The organism is Pseudomonas sp. IT-P2, assembly GCF_949767575.1.
Taxonomy (GTDB): Bacteria; Pseudomonadota; Gammaproteobacteria; order Pseudomonadales; family Pseudomonadaceae; genus Aquipseudomonas; species Aquipseudomonas pharyngis.
In genome coordinates this window covers 355,827-373,930 of record NZ_CATKQA010000033.1, presented here as the reverse complement: position 1 = coordinate 373,930, position 18,104 = coordinate 355,827, and the positions used below count along the sequence as shown (strand labels likewise).

Annotated in this window: 14 protein-coding genes and 2 tRNA genes; 11 read left to right on the top strand and 5 right to left on the bottom strand. The window is 60.3% G+C overall.

The genetic code is table 11. The features are described from left to right. The first annotated feature begins 136 nt into the window (after positions 1-136). From ACM6JM_RS17865 to ACM6JM_RS17850, 4 genes are all read left to right on the top strand, one after another. Positions 137-478, top strand: a complete 342-nt coding sequence (locus ACM6JM_RS17865; RefSeq protein WP_414882351.1) for an MGMT family protein — start codon at positions 137-139, stop codon at positions 476-478. Positions 479-521: 43 nt separating this feature from the next. Then, a complete protein-coding gene (locus tag ACM6JM_RS17860; protein ID WP_011332760.1) occupies positions 522-2,081 on the top strand; it encodes an AmpG family muropeptide MFS transporter in 1,560 nt (519 codons plus the stop codon). Positions 2,082-2,196: 115 nt separating this feature from the next. After that, a complete protein-coding gene (locus ACM6JM_RS17855; RefSeq protein ID WP_039771325.1) occupies positions 2,197-3,912 on the top strand; it encodes a proline--tRNA ligase in 1,716 nt (571 codons plus the stop codon). Between the two features lie 17 nt (positions 3,913-3,929). Then, a complete protein-coding gene (locus tag ACM6JM_RS17850; RefSeq protein ID WP_039771323.1) occupies positions 3,930-4,883 on the top strand; it encodes a hypothetical protein in 954 nt (317 codons plus the stop codon). A 47-nt stretch (positions 4,884-4,930) separates the two neighbouring features. Here ACM6JM_RS17850 and dinB read toward each other — a convergent pair whose 3' ends face one another. After that, positions 4,931-5,992 (bottom strand): DNA polymerase IV, encoded by a 1,062-nt coding sequence (gene dinB / locus ACM6JM_RS17845; RefSeq protein ID WP_039771321.1) that lies wholly within the window; start codon positions 5,990-5,992, stop codon positions 4,931-4,933. Positions 5,993-6,272: 280 nt separating this feature from the next. Here dinB and ACM6JM_RS17840 point away from each other — a divergent pair. From ACM6JM_RS17840 to ACM6JM_RS17825, 4 genes are all read left to right on the top strand, one after another. Continuing rightward, positions 6,273-6,349 (top strand) — tRNA-Met (locus ACM6JM_RS17840). 204 nt (positions 6,350-6,553) lie between these two features. Then, positions 6,554-6,630: transfer RNA gene (locus ACM6JM_RS17835), tRNA-Met, on the top strand. 279 nt (positions 6,631-6,909) lie between these two features. After that, the gene (mprF, locus tag ACM6JM_RS17830) at positions 6,910-9,549 is read left to right on the top strand and encodes a bifunctional lysylphosphatidylglycerol flippase/synthetase MprF (protein ID WP_074691373.1); all 2,640 of its coding nucleotides are present in this window, start codon (positions 6,910-6,912) and stop codon (positions 9,547-9,549) included. Then, on the top strand, positions 9,549-10,844 hold the full coding sequence (locus ACM6JM_RS17825) for a virulence factor family protein (protein ID WP_074691372.1): 1,296 nt from the start codon (positions 9,549-9,551) through the stop codon (positions 10,842-10,844). The genes mprF and ACM6JM_RS17825 overlap by 1 nt, the downstream gene beginning before the upstream one ends. Positions 10,845-10,950: 106 nt before the next feature. Here ACM6JM_RS17825 and ACM6JM_RS17820 read toward each other — a convergent pair whose 3' ends face one another. Genes ACM6JM_RS17820 through ACM6JM_RS17810 form a run of 3 tightly spaced genes read right to left on the bottom strand, consistent with a single transcriptional unit; the run spans position 10,951 to position 13,086 of the window. Beyond that, complete coding sequence (locus ACM6JM_RS17820; RefSeq protein WP_414882272.1) at positions 10,951-11,622, bottom strand: PP2C family protein-serine/threonine phosphatase; 672 nt, start codon at positions 11,620-11,622, stop codon at positions 10,951-10,953. After that, positions 11,619-12,317 carry a hypothetical protein gene (locus ACM6JM_RS17815; protein WP_414882271.1) on the bottom strand — a complete coding sequence of 233 codons (699 nt, stop codon included), beginning with the start codon at positions 12,315-12,317 and terminating at the stop codon, positions 11,619-11,621. Before ACM6JM_RS17815 ends, ACM6JM_RS17820 begins: the two co-directional genes overlap by 4 nt. 1 nt (position 12,318) lies before the next feature. Beyond that, positions 12,319-13,086 carry a MarR family transcriptional regulator gene (locus ACM6JM_RS17810; protein WP_103386565.1) on the bottom strand — a complete coding sequence of 256 codons (768 nt, stop codon included), beginning with the start codon at positions 13,084-13,086 and terminating at the stop codon, positions 12,319-12,321. Positions 13,087-13,587: 501 nt separating this feature from the next. Here ACM6JM_RS17810 and ACM6JM_RS17805 point away from each other — a divergent pair. Continuing rightward, positions 13,588-13,914 carry a DUF3077 domain-containing protein gene (locus ACM6JM_RS17805; RefSeq protein ID WP_064593889.1) on the top strand — a complete coding sequence of 109 codons (327 nt, stop codon included), beginning with the start codon at positions 13,588-13,590 and terminating at the stop codon, positions 13,912-13,914. A gap of 67 nt (positions 13,915-13,981) precedes the next feature. Here the strand turns inward: ACM6JM_RS17805 and ACM6JM_RS17800 are convergent, their stop codons facing one another. Beyond that, positions 13,982-15,823, bottom strand: coding sequence for a potassium transporter Kup (locus tag ACM6JM_RS17800; protein WP_414882349.1), 1,842 nt, complete (start codon positions 15,821-15,823; stop codon positions 13,982-13,984). Between the two features lie 347 nt (positions 15,824-16,170). On the opposite strand from ACM6JM_RS17800, the gene rimO reads away from it, so the two are divergent. Then, a complete protein-coding gene (rimO, locus tag ACM6JM_RS17795; protein ID WP_039771314.1) occupies positions 16,171-17,508 on the top strand; it encodes a 30S ribosomal protein S12 methylthiotransferase RimO in 1,338 nt (445 codons plus the stop codon). 111 nt (positions 17,509-17,619) lie between these two features. Beyond that, entirely contained in the window at positions 17,620-18,093 is a 474-nt protein-coding gene (locus ACM6JM_RS17790; RefSeq protein WP_064593881.1) for a GNAT family N-acetyltransferase, read from the top strand. Positions 18,094-18,104 lie beyond the last annotated feature (11 nt).

Here is an 18,104-nt window from a genome sequence, read left to right as displayed (position 1 = left end):
TTATCCGTAGGAATAATTCCCTGACAAGGAGTGACCCGGCTAATTCTGTTGAGTTCATTTCTCAATTGCCCATCCACCGATTACGCTTAAGCACATAACGCGATCAAGTTCAGGAACCGCGCACGTGACAGACCCGATGCATGCCTGCGAAAACGATCCGCAAATCCGACGCACGGCACTCTATTCCACCCTCGCCCAAGTGCCTGAGGGCAAAGTCGTCAGCTATGGTCAGTTGGCCGAACTGGCGGGGTTGGGGCGCGCCGCCCGCTGGGTCGGCCGGACCCTGAGCCAATTGCCCGGCGACACCAGACTGCCCTGGCACCGCGTACTCGGCGCCGGCGGTCGGATCAGCCTGCCGGCGGGCAGCCCGTCCGGGGACGAACAGCGGGCACGATTGCGCATGGAAGGCATCACCGTCCTGAACAATCGTGTGGATATTCGGCGCCATGGCTGGCGTCCGGTAGAGCACAGCGGTTAGAGTGCGCGCTTTGTTTTCGCAATCTTGAGGCAGACTTCAGCCCATGCCCCGTAAAACCTGGCGCGCCGCGCTCGCCGCCTATGCCAGTCCTTCGACGCTCGTGCTGTTGTTGCTGGGTTTCGCCGCCGGCCTGCCGTACATGCTGGTGTTCTCGACACTTTCGGTCTGGCTGCGTGAAGCCGGTGTGGCCCGTGAGACGATCGGCTACGCCAGCCTGATCGGTCTGGCCTACGCCTTCAAATGGGTCTGGTCGCCCCTGCTCGACCAGTGGCGCCTGCCGCTGCTGGGCAAGCTTGGGCGCCGTCGTTCGTGGCTGGTGCTCTCACAGACGCTGGTAATCCTCGGCCTGATCGGTATGGGTTTTTGCGACCCGCAGAAACACCTGTCCTGGCTGATCGCCATCGCGGTGGTCGTGGCGTTCGCTTCCGCCACCCAGGATATCGCGGTCGACGCCTATCGCCTGGAAATCGCCGAAGACAGCCGTCAGGCCGCGCTGGCCGCCAGCTATATGTCCGGCTATCGGATCGCCGCCCTGCTCGCGACCGCGGGTGCGCTGTTCTTCGCCGAGGGCTTCGGCTCTACAGGCTTCAAGTACCAGCATTCGGCCTGGACCGGCACCTACGTGCTGTTCGGTGCCCTGATGGTGCCTGCCCTGCTCACCACCCTGCTGATGCGCGAGCCGCCGGTGCCGTTGCGCACCCAGTTGCAGGCGGGGCGTTACACCTTCATGCATCAGTTGATGTCGGTGTTCGTGCTGATCATTTTGCTGGTCTCCGTACCGGCCATGTTCACCCAGCTCTACAACACCGATTTCGCCAGCGTGCTGTTTGGCGACATGAGCCCGCTGGACCTGCTGCTGGAAGACCGGGCGTTCCTGCGCGCGATTCTCTACACCACGCTGACCTGCCTGTGCCTCTCGGCCATGGGGCGCCGTGGTCTGGCGCCGGTTCTGACACCGGTCAACGACTTCATCCTGCGCTACCGCTGGCAGGCGTTGCTGCTGCTCGGCCTGATCGCCACCTATCGGATGTCCGACACGGTGATGGGCGTGATGGCCAACGTGTTCTACATCGACCAGGGTTTCACCAAGGACCAGATCGCCAGCGTCAGCAAGATCTTCGGCCTGATCATGACCCTCGTCGGCGCCGGCATGGGCGGTCTGCTGATCGTGCGCTTCGGTATCCTGCCGATCCTGTTCATCGGCGGTGCCGCGTCGGCGGGCACCAACCTGCTGTTCCTGATGCTCGCCGACATGGGCCCGAACCTGCAGATGCTGGTGGTGACGATCTCCCTCGACAACTTCAGCTCCGGCCTGGCCACCTCAGCGTTCGTCGCCTACCTGTCGAGCCTGACCAACCTGAAGTTCTCCGCCACCCAGTACGCCCTGCTCAGCTCGATCATGCTCCTGCTGCCACGCCTGATCGGCGGCTACTCCGGGGTGATGGTGGAGAAGTTCGGTTATCACAACTTCTTCCTGATCACCGCGCTGCTCGGCGTTCCGACCCTGGTTCTGATCGCCCTGCACTGGTTCCAGGAAAGCCGCCGCGAAGGCCCGACGCCGACGCCGGAACCTGCACCGACCTCCGTCGTGGAAGAATCGTAAGACATCTCGCACCCGGCGGAAGGTTTTCCGCCGGGGCCGCACTTCTGTACGTCGGCGGATCTCGCCGTTACACTGCTCCGTCATTTCCAGTCATAGCAACCGACAACGGCCAACCATGCGCACCAGTCAATTTTTGCTCGCCACACAGAAAGAAACGCCTTCCGACGCGGTCGTGATCAGCCATCAGCTGATGCTGCGCGCCGGCATGATCCGCAAACTCGCCTCGGGCCTGTACACCTGGCTGCCGATGGGCTTGCGAGTGATGCGCAAGGTGGAAGCCATCGTTCGTGAAGAAATGGACGCCGCCGGCTCTCTGGAAGTGTTGATGCCGAGCACCCAACCGGCCGAGCTGTGGCAGGAATCGGGGCGCTGGGAAGAATACGGCCCAGAACTGCTGCGCATCAAAGACCGCCACGGTCGTGATTTCTGCGCGGGCCCGACCCACGAAGAAGTGATCACCGATCTGATGCGCAACGAGTTGAGCAGCTACAAACAGCTGCCGATCAACCTGTACCAGATCCAGACCAAATTCCGTGACGAAATCCGTCCACGCTTCGGCCTGATGCGCGGTCGCGAATTCATCATGAAGGACTCGTACTCGTTCCATGCGGATCAGGCGTCGCTGCAGATCACCTATGACCGCATGCACGAAGCGTACTGCAACATCTTCACCCGCCTGGGCCTGAAATTCCGTCCGGTGGAAGCCGACAACGGCTCGATCGGTGGTGCCGGCTCCCACGAATTCCACGTACTGGCCGAGTCCGGCGAAGACGATATCGTCTTCAGCAACGGTTCCGACTACGCGGCGAACATCGAGAAAGCCGAAGCCGTGCCGCGTGAAACCTCGCGCGCCGCGCCAAGCGAAGAGCTGCGTCTGGTCGATACGCCAGACACCAAGACCATCGCGGCCCTGGTGGAAAAATTCAATCTGCCGATTGAAAAGACCATCAAGACCCTGATCGTGCACGCCGAAGAAGAAGGCAAGCTGATCGCCCTGATCATTCGCGGCGACCACGAGCTGAACGAAATCAAGGCTGCCAACCAGCCAGGCGTTGCCAGCCCGCTGGTCATGGCCTCCGATGCCGAACTGCGTGACGCCATTGGCGCCGGCGCCGGTTCCCTCGGCCCGCTGAACCTGCCGCTGCCGATCATCATCGACCGTTCGGTGGAGCTGATGAGCGACTTCGCCATCGGTGCCAACATCGACGACAAGCACTACTTCGGCGTGAACTGGGAGCGTGATCTGCCGGTTCCGACCGTGGCCGACCTGCGCAACGTTGTGGCCGGCGACCCGAGCCCGGACGGCAAGGGCACCCTGGAAATCAAGCGCGGCATCGAAGTCGGGCACATCTTCCAGCTGGGCAACAAGTACAGCAAGGCGATGAAGTGCGAAGTGCTGGGCGAGAACGGCAAGCCGGTGACCCTGGAAATGGGTTGCTACGGTATCGGCGTGTCCCGCGTGGTGGCTGCCGCCATCGAGCAGAACAACGACGAAAACGGCATCATCTGGAGCGACGCCCTGGCACCGTTCCAGATCGCTCTGGTGCCACTGCGCTATGAAACCGAGCTGGTGCGCGAAGCCACCGACAAGCTGTACGCGGAACTGACCGCGGCCGGCTTCGAAGTGCTGCTGGACGACCGCGACAAGAAAACCAGCCCGGGCATCAAGTTCGCGGACATGGAGCTGATCGGCATTCCGCACCGGATCGTGGTCAGCGACCGCGGCCTCGCCGAAGGCAACCTGGAATACAAGAGCCGTACCGAAGGCCAGGCGCAAGCGCTGCCGGTTGCCGACGTGCTGTCCTTCCTTCAGGCCCGTATCCGCCGCTGAAACCAGATAGAGACGTCATGTTCAAGCGAAACACCTTAGGCCTCGGTGGTGCCGCCCTGTGCGGCACCCTGCTGGTCAGCGGCTGTGCCAATCACATGTCACAACGCAGCGAGCACGAGGAACGTGTCGAGCGCAAACTGCTCGATCACAGCCTGCAGATCGATGTCGGCGAGCCCAAGGTGCTTGAGCTGCCGCAACGGCGCGTGAAGATCAACGAACAGAAGACTTTCGAAGTCACCGAGTTCGAGGTTACCCGCCATTACGACCGTTACACGCCTTACCAGCCATGGCGGGAGATCTACGAGATCCCGCTGGGCGCGGTCGCGGTGGTCGGCGGCGTCGGCGCGAACGTGGTCAACGTGTTTGCCCTCGGCAATCTGCCCGACAGCGTGACACGGGACTGGCTCAGCTACGGTTTCGCCGGGCTCAACCCGTTCATGAACGTGCAATCCAACGGTCGCGCGCAACAGAACCTGGCCGGTATCGACGAAGTCCAGCGCGACAAGCGCACGGAATATTCGAGCCTGCCGTGGAGCGAGCGCCCGGTTCAGGTCAAGGCCGGCAAGCAGACCTTCGACATGACCACCGATCGCAACGGCGTGCTGCGTCTGAACCTGCTGGACAGCCCGTTCGCCGAAAACGACCTCAATCATGTAGGCAAACTGCAGATCAGCGTCGAAGACGGCAAGGATGACGTGCATTCCGACTCGTCTTTGGCGATCAGCAGTCACCTGCGCGGCAAGCTGCTGGAAGCTCACGGGCTGATCTACGACGATCTGGAAGACGACGAAGTGAGCCAATGGGTGCACCGGGTCAAGCGTCTGTCGGAACTGGGTCTGGAAGAAGAAGCCAGTGAACTGGAACAAAGCCTGATCGAACTGACCCGCAACGATCCTGAGTTGCAGGCCGAATTCCTCAAGTCCCTGACCCGGGATGCGGGGCGTCTGGTGGCGGATCCGGGGCCGAACTGAACCCCTGAAAAAATGCCCGAACCTGCTTCGGGCATTTTTTTGTCCGCTTATCGCTCGAACAGCTCCATTTGTTCGAACCCGCCGCGTAAATCCTCCAGCCGCACGCCTACTCCCAATAGCCGCACCGGTTTGCCACCTCGGTTGAACGCCTGCGTCAGCATCAACTGGTAACTGCCCAGATCCCGCCCTGCCCCGGCCTGCTCCAGCGTGGTCTGGGTGAAATCGTGAAACTTCACTTTGACGAACGGCTTGCCCGGCCGGTAGCTGCTGTCGATCCGCGCCATGCGGGTTTTCAGGGTTTCCAACAGTTCCGGAAGTTTGTCGAGGCAACTGCGCAGATCCGGCAGATCGACATCGTAGGTGTTTTCCACACTGATTGACTGACGACGACTGTCGTTGTGCACCAGCCGCTCATCGATCCCACGGGCCAGACTCCACAAACGCTCGCCGAAACTGCCGAATTCCCGCACCAGCGCCAGCTTGTCCCACTCGCGCAATTGCAGGCAGTCACTGATACCGAGCTTGCCCAGCTTGTCGGCCGTGACCTTGCCCACCCCGTGCAGCTTGCTCACCGGCAGGCCACTGACGAAGTCTTCGACCTGGTCCGGGGTGATCACGAACAAGCCGTTGGGCTTTTTCCAGTCGCTGGCGATCTTGGCCAGAAACTTGTTCGGCGCCACGCCGGCGGAGACGGTGATGTGCAATTGATTGGAAACCCGGCGGCGAATGTCCTGGGCGATCCGCGTGGCGCTGCCGCCGAAATGCGCGCTGTCCGAGACGTCGAGATAGGCTTCGTCCAGGGAAAGCGGCTCGATCAGGTCGGTGTAATCGCTGAAGATCGTATGAATTTCCTTCGACGCTTCGCGATAGGCATCCATGCGTGGCTTGACGATGGTCAGGTCCGGGCACAGCTTCAAGGCATGTCCGGACGACATCGCCGAGCGAACCCCATAAGCCCGCGCCTCATAGTTGCAGGTGGCGATCACTCCGCGCCGGTCCGCCGAACCACCGACCGCCAACGGCTTGCCGGCGAGGCTCGGGTCATCCCGCATCTCGATGGCGGCGTAGAAACAGTCACAGTCGACGTGGATGATTTTTCGCTGAGTCATGACAGAAAAGGAAACATGGCGAGCCGGACCGGCAGTATCTCACTGACACCTGTATATAGCACCAGTGGTATGAATGTTCTTTTCAGTTTGTAGGAAACGGACTTTGAATTTATTTTCTCAATCGAAAAGCAACCTCCAATAGAGCTGAAACCCTTGTGCTGCCTGACCTGCAGCCGGGAAAAAGACCGTCCGTCAGCGCTAACCAATTGAAGCTGAACAGGTTTTATCCGAATTGAAGGTTGACACTCCGGCGTTCCTCTGTAGAATGCCGCCACACAGACGCGGGATGGAGCAGTCTGGTAGCTCGTCGGGCTCATAACCCGAAGGTCGTCGGTTCAAATCCGGCTCCCGCAACCAAACATCAAAAAAGGCCAATCGAAAGATTGGCCTTTTTTGTGCGCGTCGGTTTTTTGAATCCAGTCGCGCCAAGCGGAAATCGTTCCGATTCCGAAACTTAGCGCTTCCCCTGCGACCGTTTGCCGCGATTGCACACTTATTTGACCCATCACGGGATTATCGGTTGACACCTCGCCGTTCGCCTGTAGAATGCCGCCACACAGACGCGGGATGGAGCAGTCTGGTAGCTCGTCGGGCTCATAACCCGAAGGTCGTCGGTTCAAATCCGGCTCCCGCAACCAAACATCAAAAAAGGCTACTCGAAAGAGTGGCCTTTTTTGTATCTGTGGAAAAAGTCCTTTCGCAACAATGATCTGTCACTGTGCAGTGAACCGTTCAGGATCTTCAGACCCGCCGAGATGCGACTATGCTTGAGTCGCGAACAAGGCATCTGCAATCCAAGACCTGCCCTCGCCGATACCCGGTGAGAGGCGTAGTATTTTGTGATTATTTTTTTCTACAGGGATTGGTTACTTGGCTGGATACCTCCATCCTGTCGCGCACAATCCAAGAGGTGATTGATGCGCGCCAACTCGTCTGATTCACAAGACACCGTCACAGCGACCCCACCGATCAAGCCTGAGCGTCTGCGCCTGCTGGATCGGATCAGCAAATACCGCCAGCCGATCGGTCTGGCGGTCACACTGCTGTTGTTCGCCATTGCGCTGATTGCCTGTCGCCATTTGCTCAGCGAACTCGATCTCGACGCCCTGCACGACTCGATTCTCGACGTGCCGAAACCGGCCCTGCTCGGCGCCCTCGGTGCGACGGTCGTCGGCTTCATTATTCTGCTCGGCTATGAATGGTCGGCCAGTCGTTACGCCCGCGTGACGCTGGCACCGAAAGTTCTGGCCCTTGGCGGCTTCACCGCGTTTGCCATCGGCAACGCCATCGGCCTGTCGATGCTGTCCGGCGGTTCGGTGCGTTACCGTTTATATGCACGGCATGGCCTGGGCGCTTCCGAAGTTGCGCACATGACCCTGTTCGCCAGCCTGTCGCTGGGCTGCGCCCTGCCGCCGCTGGCTGCTCTTGCGACCCTGAGCAACCTGCCTGCTGCATCGCAGGCACTGGGGTTGTCCGAGACCTTGTTGGGGACGATTGCCGGCGTGGTGCTGCTGCTCGGCGCGATCCTGGCCATCGGCATCTATCGCCGTCGCCTGCCGGAACAACCTTATCCGGACAACCTGCTGGTCCGGGCCGGTCGTCGCACCCTGCGCCTGCCGGGTCGTCGCCTGACGTTCCTGCAACTGGTCATCACCGCCCTCGACGTCGCCGCCGCTGCGACCGTCCTTTATCTGCTGCTGCCGGAAGCGCCGCCCTTCGGTGCGTTCCTGCTGGTTTATCTGCTGGCGCTGGCGGCGGGCGTACTCAGTCACGTTCCGGGTGGCGTGGGGGTCTTCGAAGCGATTCTGCTCGCGGCGTTCGCCGACAAGCTTGGCGCCGCGCCACTGGCCGCTGCCCTGCTCCTGTATCGCCTGATCTATGTGGTGCTGCCGTTGCTGGTGGCCTGCGTACTGTTGCTGCTCAACGAAGGCCAGCGCCTGTTTCAGTCGCAGACCATGCGTGCGGCTTCCGGTCTGGCGGCACCGATTCTCGCGGTGCTGGTGTTCCTCTCCGGCGTGGTGCTGCTGTTTTCCGGCGCGACGCCAGAGATCGACACCCGTCTGGAACACATCGGCTTTCTGATTCCTCACCGCCTGGTCGACGCCTCGCACTTTGGCGCCAGCCTGATCGGCGTGCTGTGCCTGATGCTCGCCCAGGGCTTGCGTCGCCGGTTGTCGGCGGCGTGGATGCTGACCACCATTCTGTTGCTGGTGGGCGCCCTGCTCTCGCTGCTCAAGGGTTTCGACTGGGAAGAAGCGACCCTGATGACCCTCACCGCCGCGCTGCTGGGGGTGTTCCGTCGCTCGTTCTACCGCCCGAGCCGTCTGACCGAACTGCCGTTCTCGCCGCTGTATCTGGTGGCCAGCCTGTGCGTACTCGGTGCTTCGACCTGGCTGTTGCTGTTCGCTTATCAGGACGTTCCGTACAGCCATCAACTGTGGTGGCAGTTCACCCTCGACGCCGACGCCCCGCGCGGCCTGCGCTCGCTGCTCGGCGCCGCCGTATTGCTACTGGTGATCGCCCTGACCTGGCTGCTGCGCACCGCTCGCCCGGTGATCCATCTGCCGACACCCGATGAGCTGGAACGCGCCTCGAAGATTCTGATGGCCTCCTCGCAACCGGACGGCGGCCTCGCCCTGACCGGCGACAAGGCGCTGCTGTTTCATCCCAACGACGAAGCCTTCCTGATGTACGCCCGTCGCGGCCGCAGTCTGGTGGCCCTGTACGACCCGATCGGCCCCGGCCAGCAACGGGCCGAAATGATCTGGCAATTCCGCGACCTGTGCGACATCCACCACGCCCGCCCGGTGTTCTATCAGGTTCGCGCCGAGAACCTGCCGTACTACATGGACATCGGTCTGACCGCGATCAAGCTGGGCGAGGAAGCCCGGGTCGATCTGCATCGCTTTGACCTGGAAGCCAAGGGCAAGGAGATGAAGGACCTGCGCTACACCTGGAACCGTGGCACCCGTGACGGCCTGTCGCTGGAGATCCATGAGCCGGGCCAGGCGCCGATGGATGAGCTCAAGGTGATTTCCGATGCCTGGCTGACCGGCAAGAACGTGCGCGAGAAAGGCTTCTCCCTCGGCCGTTTCAGCGACGATTACCTGAAGCATTTCCGCATCGCGGTGATTCGCTTCGAAGGGCGTCCGGTGGCGTTCGCCAACCTGCTCGAGACCTACAGCCACGACCTGGCCAGTCTCGACCTGATGCGCGCGCACCCGGACGCCCCTAAGCTGACCATGGAATTCATGATGGTCGGTCTGATTCAACACTATAAGAGTCACGGATACGCGCGCTTCAGCCTGGGCATGGTGCCGCTGTCGGGGTTGCAACCCCGGCGCGGGGCACCGCTGACCCAGCGTCTGGGCTCGATGGTTTTCCGCCGTGGTGAGCAGCTGTACAACTTCCAAGGCTTGCGCCGCTTCAAAGACAAGTTCCAGCCTGACTGGGAACCCCGTTATATGGCCGTGCCCGCCGGACTGGATCCGCTGGTGGCGCTGGCCGACACTGCTGCCCTGATCGCGGGCGGCTTGACTGGATTGGTGAAACGCTGATGATTCAACGCTCCCTGAAGTACATCCTGGTCGCACTGCTGGTGCTGGCCGCGATTGCCGGTGGCGGTTTCTGGTACCTCAAACGCCCGGCACCGGAACCGACCCTCGAACAGCTCACCCCGGCCGATGGCGCCGCCATGACCCGGGTCATCCCTGGCACCAAGCCCAAGGCTCAGGTACTGGTGGCGGTCAACGACGACCAGAAGCTCAGTGACAAGCAACTGACCACCCTGAGCCGCAGCGCCTCGGCGCAGATCGTCCAGGTGATCCTGCCCAAGGACTGCCTGCTGCAAAGCCGTGCCCTGCAAGCCGGCCTGCGTGAACTGAACGGCCCGGCGACCCTGGTCAGCGGCATCGGCCCCGGCGCGGTGCTGGCGTGGCGCTGGCTGTCCGAACAGAAAGACGACAAGGCACAGGCCGTATCGGTCGACCTGGCCCTGGAAAAACCCGGCTGCACTCACCTGCTGCCAAAAGCCGCCGCCCACGGCCACTGGCTGGTGGCGTGGAACGACAACCCGGACGACACCAGCGCCGGTTTCGTGCGCGACCAACCGAACGCCGAAACCAGCATCAGCGACTACGACATCAACCTGCCGCAAGTGCTGAACAACGAACTGCGCAAGATCCTCGTCGGCGGCGACAAGGCCAACGGTGGTCTGCAGATCCCAGTGGTTGAAGTCCCGGCCGGTCAGGCCAAGGACACCGTGACCCTGTTCCTGTCCGGTGACGGCGGCTGGCGCGATCTGGACCGCGACGTGGCCGGTGAAATGGCCAAGATCGGCTACCCGGTCGTCGGCATCGACACCCTGCGCTACTACTGGCAGCACAAGAGCCCGGAACAGAGCGCGCTGGACCTGACCGAACTGATGCAGCACTACCGCCAGAAATGGGGCACCAAGCGCTTCATCCTGACCGGCTACTCGTTCGGCGCCGACGTCCTCCCGGCCATCTACAACCGCCTGCCGGAAACCGAGCAGCAACGTGTCGACGCAATCATCCTGCTGGCCTTCGCCCGCACCGGAAGCTTCGAAATCGAAGTCGAAGGCTGGCTCGGCAACGCCGGCAAAGAAGCCGCCACCGGCCCGGAAATGGCCAAGCTGCCACCGGCCAAGGTCGTGTGCATCTACGGTGAAGAAGAGACGGATGAAAGCGGCTGCACCGACAAAACCGCGGTGGGCGAAGCGGTGAAGCTGCCTGGCGGCCACCACTTCGACGAGAACTACCCGGCGCTGGCCAAGCGTCTTGTGGATCTGATCGAGAAGCGCCAGAACACGGCGCAGGTGGCGGAAGAGTGATCTGAAGCGCACCAACGAAAAGCCACCGCAACCTTAGGGTTGCGGGGGCTTTTTTACGCAAACTTGAAGCACTTCCTGCCAGTCAAACCCTGTATCGATGCCAAGACTAAAACTGAACATCTATCCATGTGATGTCATCGTCAACCTCGATACAGCTGCCATCCGGCGATTCTAACAAGCTGCTTTGCTGCGACTCGGTTAGCTCCGCCCAAAAGCCATCGGTTGCAAACACCAGTCGCTCTCTTAAACCCAACGGATGAAACACAAAGTCAGGGGTCGGTGGACGACTCACCTTCAAGCATCGAGTCACCCGGTGCCGAGCCGGATCCTGCGCCAGCTTGAAGTGGGAACGGTCACGCCTCCAATTGGCTTTACAGTGCGGCGACGTAATCCATTCGATCACGCCTGCCGACGTCACAACACCGCAAGAACAATCACCCTCATACGCAAGCGTGAGTTTGCCATGAGCAGCGACACCCACCACATAACAAACGGCGCCTGTCTGGCTTGCAAACAAGACGGGATGGAGGTCGGCCAGCATAGAAACCAGTACCTGTTCAACCGCTCCGTACTCAGTGATATCGAGGCCCTGTTCAAAGTGTTTTGACCAGACCGCTAAAACACTTTTCACAAAGGACTCAGCCAACTGGCCGCTGCCAACCCTCGAAGTACCGTCTGCGATAACAAATACGCCGCTCTCTCCATCACAGAGCGCTCCAGCAAAGTCATGATTGGTTTGCCTAGCTCGCCCCGTTACCGATCTGGCGTGGTATTTCATGCGCTGCCCAGTTCTTTCATGCGCCCATGAATGATTTGCCCTCTTCCTGGATTGGCCTGTACCGAACCCGAGCTTTCAATCACATAGTCGATGCCAGCGAGCCCCCTGAGTGCTCGAACCCCAGTCGTGATGAACTCCTTGAGCTCGGACTCCGCTTGCCGAACCTCTTCTAAAAGCTCTGGACGTCCATCAATCAAGATAATGATGTCTTCGACATCTTTATGGTATGGATCGCCACCGCCCCGACCGCTGAAGGCTTCCAGTTTTGTCGCAAGAAAATAGGTCGGTTCGAATATCTGGATGACGGTACCGCTGGGCAACGTAAATTTATCAGCCCGTGCCAACCCCTCTACAAACCAGCGGTTGGCGTATCCGAGAACTTCAGGATCAGAAGGCATCACGTCAACGACGATATCGTTGAAGCGGAAACGACAGTTGACTTCATCCTCGCCGGTAATCTTGAAATTCCTGGCTGCCAACCGTTCGGTAAGCTGCTGCCAGGCGCTAATACCTGCCAGCTCGATCACCAGGTCAACGTCATCGGTGAAACGAATGTCGTCCAGCACAACAGCATCCGTTACCAGCATGGCTGTGGTGCAACCTCCGACAAAGGCAACCTCAGCGAGAAACGCCTCTCCCAAGCCTTCGGCGACAAACTCTATAAGCTCGTAGTTGTGATCAGCGTTTGATGACATATTATTTCAGTCCCATCCCTGCTTTTAGAATGTTGACCGCGACACCGCACTCTCGCGGGCCTCCAAGGCGGATCGCATCAGCAAGCGCAAGATAGTGGTAAAGAATCCTGTCCTTCTTCACCGCTTCCGGCACTGTCTTGTAGAGCGGCTCTATCGCCTGACCACGCTCCGTTCCAAATGCATCAGGCCAGACCGGAATCAGTCCACCAGCACTTTTGATGCTTTTGGACAGTGCCGGTGCTGCGAAACCCGTCGGGATACCGCGAACCATTGCACCGGGCTTTACAGGAAAGAAATATTTCAGAGCGTGCTCAGTGATGCTTAGTAGCTGCCGCCGATTAACCTTCGCCAGCCCTGTCTCATAGTCATTGGTGAGCAGGCCGGACTCACGACACCTGGCGATGGAATTTGAAACCTCGCTTTTGCTTAGCCCGAGGGCAGCAGACAACGCACGCAACGAGTAACCCTCGCTCCAGCTTGCCAGGGGCGGAACAGCCACAGGCTCCGACCACCCCTCCCACCCTGCCTCATCGTTCAAGGCCGAATCGAAGTCCTGTCGACGGAATACAGTATCTTCACCGTCAGTGGAGTAGGTGACCAATGGCTGCCCCACCCGCCCACCTGCGGTCATTTGGCTGACCACATAGGGCTTCAACAGCTCCTCAACCCTGTTCGAATTCGACTCTGACTCCATTACACCAAGGAGGTTTTCCTCCTGAGCGTGAAGGCTGGCCATCTTGAATAAAAGCAAAATGTCTTGACTCTTCATGAAGCCTAAAACTCCAAGTGTCCACATTCCATAAAACGTGGACACTTGTCTCATTCAGAATATCTGATCGTCAAGCCCTTTATTCGGCCTCATTTTCTGTGGCGCCCACACAAAATCCACTGTCCCTGAAATTGCTCGTCACCTTAGTTCCGCCGACCGGTGTCGCAATATCAGATGACGTCCGCATACCTTGTAGGCAAACTCCTAATCTCGTGTTTGGGCACTTTGCCGCCCTGTTGCGCTGTTTTTCGACGGGATACTCTCCAGAGGTCGCTGACTATTTCAGTGATCGGGTGTGGTAACCCGGCAAGGCAAAGTGCAACAGCATTCCAAACACGGCTCAGGTGTTTTTATGCCTGCAATTCGAGTCATGGCGGCTGTGCGTGGGAGACCTTCGGGTCTGCCGGTTTCTTTGCTCCCCCGGTTTACCACCCTGCGTACAGCTGCCACCCATTCGTGTGGTAACGAATGCGGCAGCTCCTCGTTTTATGGAGCGAAACAATGAGCAAACAAAGTCCTTCATCACCTTCAGACCTGACGACCATCGGTTTCACCTCTTTCCTCTACAGCTCGGATCAGGCGTTACTCAACGTTCGCTCCGGCGTCCCTATCGTCGAAGCACTGTCCCAGGCTTCAGACCTGTTGTTCCTCGCCAAATCCTTCGCCGAGGACGCAGCCTACGACAAGGAAAGCGACCGCCACGCCTGGGCCGCGCATTACCTGACGATAATCGGCAAGGCCTTGGTCGACGACGTGATGAAGGCCCTGATGCCGCGACCTGCGCGAACGAAGACCGAATCTGAGGCAGAGCTGCCAGAAAGCATGTAACGGCGCAAAAACGAAAAAGCCCCCGCCAGCCGCAAAGCTGACGGGGGCTTTTCAGTTGCGACGAGGCCTACATCTCCACCTGCGTCCCCAACTCAATCACCCGGTTCAGCGGCAGATTGAAGAATCGCAGGTTCCCGTTGGCATTCTTCAACATGAACGCAAACAACGCTTCACGCCAACGGGCCATGCCTTCAAGTTTCGAGGCGATGACCGTTTCGCGGCTGAGGAAGTAGGTGGTGCGCATCGGGCTGAAATCGAGGTCGTCCAGATGGCACAGTTTCAGCGCCTGCGGCACGTCCGGTTCGTCGGTGAAGCCGAAGTGCAGGATCACCCGGAAGAAGCCTTCGCCGTGGGCTTCGACTTCGAAGCGGCGAGATGGCGGGACGCGCGGGATGTCTTCGTAAACGACAGTCAGCAGCACCACTTGCTCGTGCAGCACCTGGTTGTGCAGCAGGTTGTGCAACAGCGCGTGCGGCACGGCGTCGGAACGGGCGGTGAGGAACACGGCGGTGCCCTGCACGCGGTGTGGAGGCTGCACGCGGATGCTGCTGATAAAGATCGGCAGCGGCAGCGCGCCTTCGTCGAGGCGCTCGACCAGCAGTTGCTTGCCGCGTTTCCAGGTGGTCATCAGCACGAACAGCGCGATACCGGCGATTACCGGGAAGGCACCGCCCTGGACGATTTTCGGCACGTTGGCGGCGAAGTACAGACCGTCCACCAGCAGGAAGCCGAGCAGCACCGGCACCGCCAGAATCGGTGGCCATTTCCACAGCAGCAACATGACTGCCGACACCAGAATCGTGGTCATCAGCATGGTGCCAGTCACGGCCACGCCGTAGGCCGAGGCCAGCGCGCCGGAGGATTCGAAGCCGATCACCAGCAACACGACGCCGACCATCAGCGACCAGTTCACGGCACCGATGTAGATCTGGCCCTGCTCGTCGCTGGAGGTGTGCTGAATGTACATGCGCGGGATGTAACCGAGCTGGATCGCCTGACGAGTCAGGGAGAACGCGCCGGAAATCACCGCTTGGGAAGCGATCACCGTGGCCAGGGTCGACAGACCGACCAGCGGAATCAGCGCCCAGCTCGGCGCCAGCAGGTAGAACGGGTTGCGCGCGGCGTCCGGGTTCTCCAGCAACAAGGCGCCCTGACCGAAGTAGTTCAGCACCAGCGCCGGCAGCACCAGCAGGAACCACGCACGGGCAATCGGCTTGCGACCGAAGTGGCCCATGTCGGCGTACAGCGCTTCGGCACCGGTCAGCGCCAGCACCACGGCGCCGAGGATCGCCACGCCCATGCCGGTATGAACCATGAAAAAGCGCACGGCCCAGACCGGGTTCATCGCGTGCAGCACTTCCGGGTAGTGGCTGATACCGTAGACGCCGAGGGCGCCGAGGACCAGGAACCAAGTGACCATGATCGGCCCAAACAGAATGCCGATCCGCGCCGTTCCGTGCTTCTGGATCAGAAACAACCCGACCAACACCACCAGCGACAGCGGCACCACCCAGTGATCGATGCCGTCGAAGGCCAGGCCCAGACCTTCAATGGCCGAGAGCACGGAAATCGCCGGGGTGATCATGCTGTCGCCATAGAACAGCGCCGCGCCGATCAGCCCGCAAACCACCAGCAACGTGCGCAACCGCTTGCGCCCCGCCGCTGCCCGCCGGGCCAGCGCGGTGAGCGCCATGATCCCGCCTTCGCCCTGGTTGTCGGCGCGCAGGACGAACATCATGTACTTGATTGAAACGACCCAGATCAGCGACCAGAAAATCAGCGACAGAATGCCGAGCACTCCGTCGTGATTGACAGGCACGCCATAAGCGCCGGAAAACACTTCTTTGAGGGTGTACAACGGGCTCGTGCCGATGTCGCCGTAAACTACCCCGACCGCCGCGACCAGCATGCTCAGCGGCTTGGTGGCCGAACCTTCGGCGCCCGCCGCGTGACTACTTGCCTGACCCATCCAACACTCCTGATTCCCAGACCGGCTTCTTATATGAAGCACTATGCTTTGTGTGCAGCATGCGCGTTTTTACGCCCTGTAACAGACGTTTTCTTGACTGTAAAAATTCAGTAAAGCGCAACGGCGCGAAGCATAGCGCAGCACTCGTCGTATTTCCCTGCATAAAGCTGGTCAAGTGCGCTGCTCGTCGCTAGAATTGCGCACTTTTTGATCAGAGGCGCGCCTTAAGCGCCCGTCCGTCGGTTCCTGAATCAGGTAATCGATGTCACAAAACACCGAGGTTAGACATGTCCACCACTCCTGCGCCGGCCAATCCAAAGGTTGGCTTCGTTTCTCTGGGTTGCCCGAAAGCACTGGTCGACTCCGAGCGCATCCTGACCCAGCTGCGCATGGAAGGCTATGACGTGGTGTCCACCTATCAGGACGCCGACGTGGTCGTGGTCAACACCTGTGGCTTCATCGACTCGGCCAAGGCCGAATCGCTGGAAGTCATCGGTGAAGCGATCAAGGAAAACGGCAAGGTCATCGTGACCGGCTGCATGGGCGTGGAAGAAGGCAATATCCGTGACGTGCACCCGAGCGTGCTGGCCGTCACCGGTCCGCAGCAGTACGAGCAAGTGGTCAACGCCGTGCACGAAGTCGTGCCGCCGAAGCAGGACCACAACCCGCTGATCGACCTGGTGCCGCCGCAAGGCATCAAGCTGACCCCGCGTCACTACGCGTACCTGAAGATTTCCGAAGGCTGCAACCACAGCTGCAGCTTCTGCATCATCCCGTCGATGCGCGGCAAACTGGTCAGCCGTCCGGTGGGCGATGTGCTCGACGAAGCCCAGCGTCTGGTCAAATCCGGCGTGAAGGAACTGCTGGTGATTTCCCAGGACACCAGCGCCTACGGCGTTGACGTCAAGTACCGCACCGGCTTCTGGAACGGCGCACCGGTGAAAACCCGCATGACCGAACTGTGCGAAGCACTGAGCACCCTCGGCGTCTGGGTCCGTCTGCACTACGTTTACCCGTACCCGCACGTCGACGAGCTGATCCCGCTGATGGCCGCCGGCAAGATCCTGCCGTACCTGGACATCCCGTTCCAGCACGCCAGCCCGAAAGTCCTGAAGTCGATGAAGCGCCCGGCGTTCGAAGACAAGACCCTGGCGCGGATCAAGAACTGGCGCGAAATCTGCCCGGACCTGATCATCCGCTCGACCTTCATCGTCGGCTTCCCCGGCGAAACCGAAGAAGACTTCCAGTACCTGCTGGACTGGCTGACCGAAGCCCAGCTCGACCGCGTCGGCTGCTTCCAGTACTCGCCGGTCGAAGGCGCTCCAGCCAACGATCTGGATCTGGAAATGGTTCCGGACGACGTCAAGCAGGATCGCTGGGAACGCTTCATGGCGCACCAGCAGGCCATCAGCTCGGCGCGCCTGCAAATGCGCATCGGCCGTGAAATCGAAGTGCTGGTGGATGAAGTCGACGAGCAAGGTGCGGTCGGCCGCTGCTTCTTCGATGCCCCGGAAATCGACGGCAACGTGTTCATCGACAACGGCAGCAACCTCAAGCCGGGCGACAAAGTCTGGTGCAAGGTGACCGACGCCGACGAATACGACCTCTGGGCCGAACAGATCTAAGCGCGAAAAATACAGAAAGCCCCGCTCTCTTTTACGAGATGCGGGGCTTTTTTACGGCTAGAGTTTGTGAGGGGAAGGACTCCCTCATCCATGACAAAGAGGCTATCGGGCATGCGTCAGCATTCGGTCATCCACACGCCGAAACTCAGCGATTATCAGGAACTGACCCGGGTCTGGGAGGCCTCGGTCCGCGCGACTCATGATTTCCTGCCGGAATCCTACATCGAGCTGCTGAAGAATCTGGTGCTGACTCGCTACCTCGATGCGGTGATGCTGATCTGCACCCGGGACAGCCATCAGCGCATCACCGGGTTTGCCGGCGTCGCGGCGGGCAAGATTGAAATGCTGTTCATCGACCCGGCCCATCGCGGCCAGGGCCTTGGCAAGAAACTGCTGAAGTACGCCATGGAGCACCTGAACGCCGACGAACTGGACGTCAACGAACAGAACCCGCAGGCCCTGGGGTTTTACTTCAAGCAAGGGTTCGAGGTGATCGGCCGCTCGGAGGTCGATGGCATGGGCCAGCCGTATCCGCTGTTGCACATGCGTCTGAAACAACCGGAGCAGCGCGCGGTACGCGGCTAAAAGCCACACGG

Excerpts from the sequence above, each read along its gene's own strand:
- ACM6JM_RS17865 (WP_414882351.1), top strand. The coding sequence starts at position 137 with ATGCATGCCTGCGAAAACGATCCGCAAATCCGACGCACGGCACTCTAT.
- ACM6JM_RS17860 (WP_011332760.1), top strand. The coding sequence starts at position 522 with ATGCCCCGTAAAACCTGGCGCGCCGCGCTCGCCGCCTATGCCAGTCCT.
- ACM6JM_RS17855 (WP_039771325.1), top strand. The coding sequence starts at position 2,197 with ATGCGCACCAGTCAATTTTTGCTCGCCACACAGAAAGAAACGCCTTCC.
- ACM6JM_RS17850 (WP_039771323.1), top strand. The coding sequence starts at position 3,930 with ATGTTCAAGCGAAACACCTTAGGCCTCGGTGGTGCCGCCCTGTGCGGC.
- dinB (WP_039771321.1), bottom strand. The coding sequence starts at position 5,992 with ATGACTCAGCGAAAAATCATCCACGTCGACTGTGACTGTTTCTACGCC.
- mprF (WP_074691373.1), top strand. The coding sequence starts at position 6,910 with ATGCGCGCCAACTCGTCTGATTCACAAGACACCGTCACAGCGACCCCA.
- ACM6JM_RS17825 (WP_074691372.1), top strand. The coding sequence starts at position 9,549 with ATGATTCAACGCTCCCTGAAGTACATCCTGGTCGCACTGCTGGTGCTG.
- ACM6JM_RS17820 (WP_414882272.1), bottom strand. The coding sequence starts at position 11,622 with ATGAAATACCACGCCAGATCGGTAACGGGGCGAGCTAGGCAAACCAAT.
- ACM6JM_RS17815 (WP_414882271.1), bottom strand. The coding sequence starts at position 12,317 with ATGTCATCAAACGCTGATCACAACTACGAGCTTATAGAGTTTGTCGCC.
- ACM6JM_RS17810 (WP_103386565.1), bottom strand. The coding sequence starts at position 13,086 with ATGAAGAGTCAAGACATTTTGCTTTTATTCAAGATGGCCAGCCTTCAC.
- ACM6JM_RS17805 (WP_064593889.1), top strand. The coding sequence starts at position 13,588 with ATGAGCAAACAAAGTCCTTCATCACCTTCAGACCTGACGACCATCGGT.
- ACM6JM_RS17800 (WP_414882349.1), bottom strand. The coding sequence starts at position 15,823 with ATGCTGGTCGCGGCGGTCGGGGTAGTTTACGGCGACATCGGCACGAGC.
- rimO (WP_039771314.1), top strand. The coding sequence starts at position 16,171 with ATGTCCACCACTCCTGCGCCGGCCAATCCAAAGGTTGGCTTCGTTTCT.
- ACM6JM_RS17790 (WP_064593881.1), top strand. The coding sequence starts at position 17,620 with ATGCGTCAGCATTCGGTCATCCACACGCCGAAACTCAGCGATTATCAG.